Origin of the sequence: uncultured Amaricoccus sp. (assembly GCF_937858865.1) — a bacterium.
Taxonomy (GTDB): Bacteria; Pseudomonadota; Alphaproteobacteria; order Rhodobacterales; family Rhodobacteraceae; genus Amaricoccus.
Window position 1 is genome coordinate 1 of sequence record NZ_CALLYO010000329.1, and the last position, 4916, is coordinate 4916.

Sequence of the window (4916 nt, forward strand, 5' to 3'; positions counted from 1 at the left end):
ATCGCCGCGAGCTTCGTCTTCTCCTTCAACGTCGACCGCTTCCCCTCGCTGCCGCTCGGAGGCTTCTCGCTCACTTGGTACGAGCAGGTGGCCGCCGACCCCTTGGTCTGGGAGGGCCTGCGCAACACGCTGATCGCCGGCATCACCGTTTCGGTGCTCGCGACCGCCCTCGGGTTCGGCGCTGCCTACACCGACTTCCGCTACAACTTCTTCGGGAAGTCGCTCTATCTCGCGCTGGCGCTGCTGCCGCCGACGATCCCGGTCGTCATCCTCGGCCTCGCGATGCTCGCCTTCCTCGCCAACATCGGCCTTTCGGGAGCGATCCACTCCGTCATCATCGCCCACGTCGTGATGTGCGCCCCCTTCGCGATGGCGATCATCCGGCTACGCCTTTCGCAGATGGACCCCTCGCTTGAGGCCGCCGCCTGGAACCTCGGCGCCTCGCAGTGGGTGGCGATGCGACACGTCATCATACCCTTCTGCCGGCCGGCGATCTTCGCGGCTCTGTTCATAACCATGGCCGTCTCTTTCGACGAGTTCGCGGTGTCGTGGTTCGTCTCTGGCCTCAACGAGACGCTGCCGGTCAAGGTACTCGGCTTCCTGCAGGGCCAGGTCAGCCCGAAGATCAACGTGATCGGTACCTTCGTCTTCCTCACATCGATGACCCTGGTGATCCTCGCCCAGATCCTCCTGATGAAACGCAGCACCGGCGGGAAAGCCGGTCAGTGAAGGAAACCCCGTCATGACCAGCGAACCCCTCGTCGCCTTCGACCGTGTCGGCAAGCGCTTCGGCGACTTCGTCGCCGTCGAGCCGATGCACCTCGAGATCCACAAAGGCGAGTTTCTCGCCATCATGGGGTCGAGCGGCTGCGGCAAGACCACCACGCTGCGGATGCTCGCCGGCCTCGAGGCCCCGACCGAGGGCGAAATCCGCCTCGCCGGCAATCGGATCAACGACCTGCCGACCTGGCAGCGGGATACGCCGATGGTGTGGCAGAGCCTCGCACTCTTTCCCTTCCTCACAGTACGCGAGAACGTCGAGTTCTCACTCCGGATGCGCGGGGTCGGTAAGGCCGAGCGGCGCCAGCGCGCCGACAAGTGGCTGGAGCGGATGCAGATCACCGAGTTCGCCGATCGCAACGTCGCTCACCTCTCGGGCGGCCAGCGCCAGCGCGTCGCGCTCGCCCGATCGCTCGTCACAGAGCCCGAGATCCTGCTCCTCGACGAGCCGCTCTCCGCACTCGACGCTCATCTCAAGGTGCGGATGCAGGCGGTGCTCTCGAATTTGCAGCGCGAGCTCGGGATCACTTTCGTCTACGTCACCCATTCGCAGTCCGAGGCCTTCTCGATGGCCGACCGCGTCGTCATCATGAGCCGCGGCCGCATCGAGCAGATCGGCGCGCCACAGGAGATTTACCGCTCGCCCCGGACCCGCTTCGTCGCCGAGTTCCTCGGATCCTCGAACGTCTTCGCGGGTCGGGTTGCCGAGGCGGCCGGCGGCGGCATCCTCGTCGAGACCGCTGCCGGAACTTTCGCGGCCCCAGCGAGCGAGGTGGCCGCTGCACTACGTCCGGGCGACGATGCGACGTTCGTCGTCTCAGACGACCGGATGCAGCTGAGCGGCAGCCGCCCGGAAAGGGGGAACGCCCTCGAGGCCACCGTCCTCGCCGAGGAGTTCGTCGGCGCCACCGCCGTTGTCCACCTCGAAGGCGCCGGCGGCCATGAACTGCGCGCGCAGAAGAGCCACGACGAGCTGGCGCGCCTCACCCTGTCACCCGGCGACAAGGTCTGGATGTCCTGGAGCCCCGAAGCGGCCCACGTCCTGCCCGGCCGCTGACCCAGGCGGGAGCCGCTTCACGACCCTAAGAAACGCACTTTTGAGCAAGACCCTTCGCGAGTGGACGCTCGCGGTTGTTAACCACAGGAGGATTCCCAATGAATAGCCCCGTGCTGGAGCGCGAACGCCTTCAGGACTTCACCAAGAACGGCCCAAAGGTCACTCCGACCTTCTCGGCTGCGGAGATGCAGCGCCGCCTCGACGCGATCCGCGCCCACATGGCAAAGGCCGGCGTCGACGCCGCGCTGTTCACCTCTTACCACTGCATCAACTACTACTCGGACTTTCTCTACTGCTACTTCGGCCGGCGCTACGGACTCGTCGTCACCCATGAGGCCTCGACCAGCATCTCGGCCGGCATCGATGGCGGCCAGCCCTGGCGGCGTACCTTCGGCAACAACGTGACCTACACCGACTGGCAGAAGGACAACTACTTCCACGCCGTCCGCACCCTGACCGGGGGGGTGAAGCGGCTCGGCATCGAGTTCGACCACATCAACATCGACACCCTGAACCTGCTCAAGGCCGAGTTCCCGGGCATGGAGTTCGTCGACATCGCGGCGCCGTCGATGCGGCTCCGTATGATCAAGTCGGCCGAGGAGATCGCCCACATCACCCAGATGACCCGCATCGCCGACATCGGCGGCGCCGCCTGCGTCGAGGCGACCAAGGTCGGCACCCCCGAGCATGAGGTCGCGCTGCACTCGACCGCCACCATGGTCCGCGAGATCGCCAGGACCTGGCCGCACGGCGAGTTGCTCGACACCTGGACGTGGTTCCAGTCGGGCCTCAACACCGACGGCGCCCACAACCCGGTCACGAGCCGCAGGATCGAGAAGGGCGACATCCTCTCGCTCAACTGCTTCCCGATGGTCGCGGGCTACTACGTCGCGCTCGAGCGCACGCTCTTCGCCGAGAGCGCGACCGACGAGCACATCCGCCTCTGGCAGATCAACTGCGACGTCCACGACCGCGGCAAGGAGCTGCTGGTGCCGGGCAACAAGTGCTCGGACATCGCCAAGGAACTCAATGCGATGTACGCCGAGAAGAACCTGCTCCAGTACCGCAGCTTCGGCTACGGCCACTCGTTCGGCGTGCTCTGCCACTACTACGGCCGCGAGGCCGGCCTCGAGCTCCGCGAGGACTGCGAGACCGTGCTCGAGCCCGGCATGGTGATCTCGATGGAGCCGATGATCACCATCCCCGAGGGGATGCCCGGCGCCGGCGGCTACCGCGAGCACGACATCCTCGTCATCACCGAGGACGGCAACAAGAACATCACCGGCTTCCCCTACGGGCCGGAGCACCTGATCGTGAAGTGATCCACTGACGGCGGCACCGGTCGTCCGGAGCCGCCGTCCGACGGAACGGACAGGGAGACATCGGCGAAAAAAGCGCCGGTGTTGGAACCCACGTCCCGCCAAGCGCGACGCCTTCTATCAACAACAAAGACCGTCGGAGAGGAATACACTAATGGAATATGGCACCGCCAGAATCCCGAAGGAAAAGCGTTCATACGGCTTCGGAGACCTAGTCGTTACCTGGTTCGGATCGGGGGTCAACACCGGCTCTTGGTTCTTTGGCGGGATGGCCGCCGCCCTGGGTCTCGGCTTCGTGTTGCAGTACAGCCTCGTCTACCTGCCGCTGATGATGATCCCTTGGGCAATGGTCGGGTGGATCGCATGGCGGCATGGAGCTTCGACCGTCACCTCGACGATCCCCTCGCTCGGCGTTAAGGGCGCTCGCATCGCCGGAATTGGCGAGTTCTTCGGGATGATCGGCTGGCCGAGCATCAACACCTTCATCGCCGCCATCTCGCTCACCTACGTATTCCACCAGATGTGGGGCTGGCCCGCCTACGGCGACCCGGGCGCGACCGGACCGCTGGTGCTAGGCATCCTTATCACCGCGGTGGTGCAGGGCGCCATCGTGGTTAGCGGGCACGAGGCGATCAAATATCTAGAGTGGGTCGCCGTGGTCCTGCTGATCGTGCTCGGCGTGTGGGAGACCATCGTCGTGCTGCAGCATTGGGATCTCTCGAAGATCATGTCGGTGTCCATGCCGGAAGCCGTGCATTCCAAAGCCTTCTACATCGACCTCGCCTTCGGCTTCTGCTGGGGCTGGGCGATGATCGGCGACTTCGGCCGGTTCGCGAAGAGTGCGAAGGGTGCCACGGTCGGCAGCTGGCTCGGCGTTAACCTCGGCCAAGGCTGGTTCATGCTTGTGGGAGCGCTCGGGGTGATCGGCGTCGTGCTCGACACCGGCATCTACGACCCGAACAACGCCGACCCCAGCTCAACAATCGCGGCCCTCGGCCTCGGCACCGTCGCTTTCCTGGTGGTCTTCTTCGCCACTGTCAGCACCAACGTGACGGTGCTCTACGGCGCCGGCATGGGCCTGATCGGCGCGACGCGCTCGAGCTCCCCAAGGAGCTACCTGTGGTTCATAGCGATCCTGCAGCTCGTCATGTGTTTCCTGCCGCTGGCCTTCGACCAGTTCATCCACTACTTCGAGTTCTTCCTCGGCATGGTGGGCGGCATCTTCATCCCGCTCTGGACGATCGTGGTGCTCGACTACTTCGTGGTCCGCCGGACGCGCGTGACCGACGCGGATCTCTTCGCCGGCGAGACCAGCGACGGGAGGACCCTGAGCCGGCTCGGCGACTGGAACGCGGCGGGATGGTGGGCAATGGCGCTTGGCCTCGGCACCTTCTGGCTGCTGCACTACTGGTTGACGGACCTTGCCGCGGTGATCACCGCCTCCTTCCCGGCGATCTTGGTATCGGGAGCCGCTTACCTGGTCCTGACGTTGGCGGCCGGATACGGGAGGAAAAGCCGGGTCGCGTAGCTTCGGATTGGGCACGGCAGCAACATCGGTTGCTGCCCCGCTACCTACATCAACGCCTTTCGGGAGGTTCGTATGACGCATTTCTCCTTCGCCCAGGTCATCAAGGGCGCGCTGACCGGCCAGAAGAACTGGACGCCGCAGTGGCCCGACCGCGAGCCGAAGGCGGCCTACGACGTGGTCATCGTCGGCGCCGGCGGCCACGGGCTCGGCGCCGCCTACTACCTGGCGAAGG

General features: G+C 65.2%; 4 protein-coding genes and 1 pseudogene. All 5 read left to right on the forward strand.

Annotated elements, in window-relative coordinates:
- On the forward strand, positions 1–729 hold a 729-nt coding region (locus tag Q0112_RS09305), incomplete at its 5' end, for an ABC transporter permease (protein WP_297974334.1).
- Between the two features lie 13 nt (positions 730–742).
- Complete coding sequence (locus Q0112_RS09310; RefSeq protein ID WP_297974337.1) at positions 743–1837, forward strand: ABC transporter ATP-binding protein; 1095 nt, start codon at positions 743–745, stop codon at positions 1835–1837.
- A 98-nt stretch (positions 1838–1935) separates the two neighbouring features.
- Positions 1936–3159: an aminopeptidase P family protein gene (locus tag Q0112_RS09315; RefSeq protein ID WP_297974340.1), complete on the forward strand. Its 1224-nt coding sequence runs from the start codon at positions 1936–1938 to the stop codon at positions 3157–3159.
- Positions 3160–3310: 151 nt separating this feature from the next.
- The gene (locus tag Q0112_RS09320) at positions 3311–4684 is read left to right on the forward strand and encodes a cytosine permease (protein ID WP_297974343.1); all 1374 of its coding nucleotides are present in this window, start codon (positions 3311–3313) and stop codon (positions 4682–4684) included.
- Positions 4685–4756: 72 nt separating this feature from the next.
- A pseudogene (locus tag Q0112_RS09325) lies at positions 4757–4916 on the forward strand (sarcosine oxidase subunit beta); the annotation flags it as partial.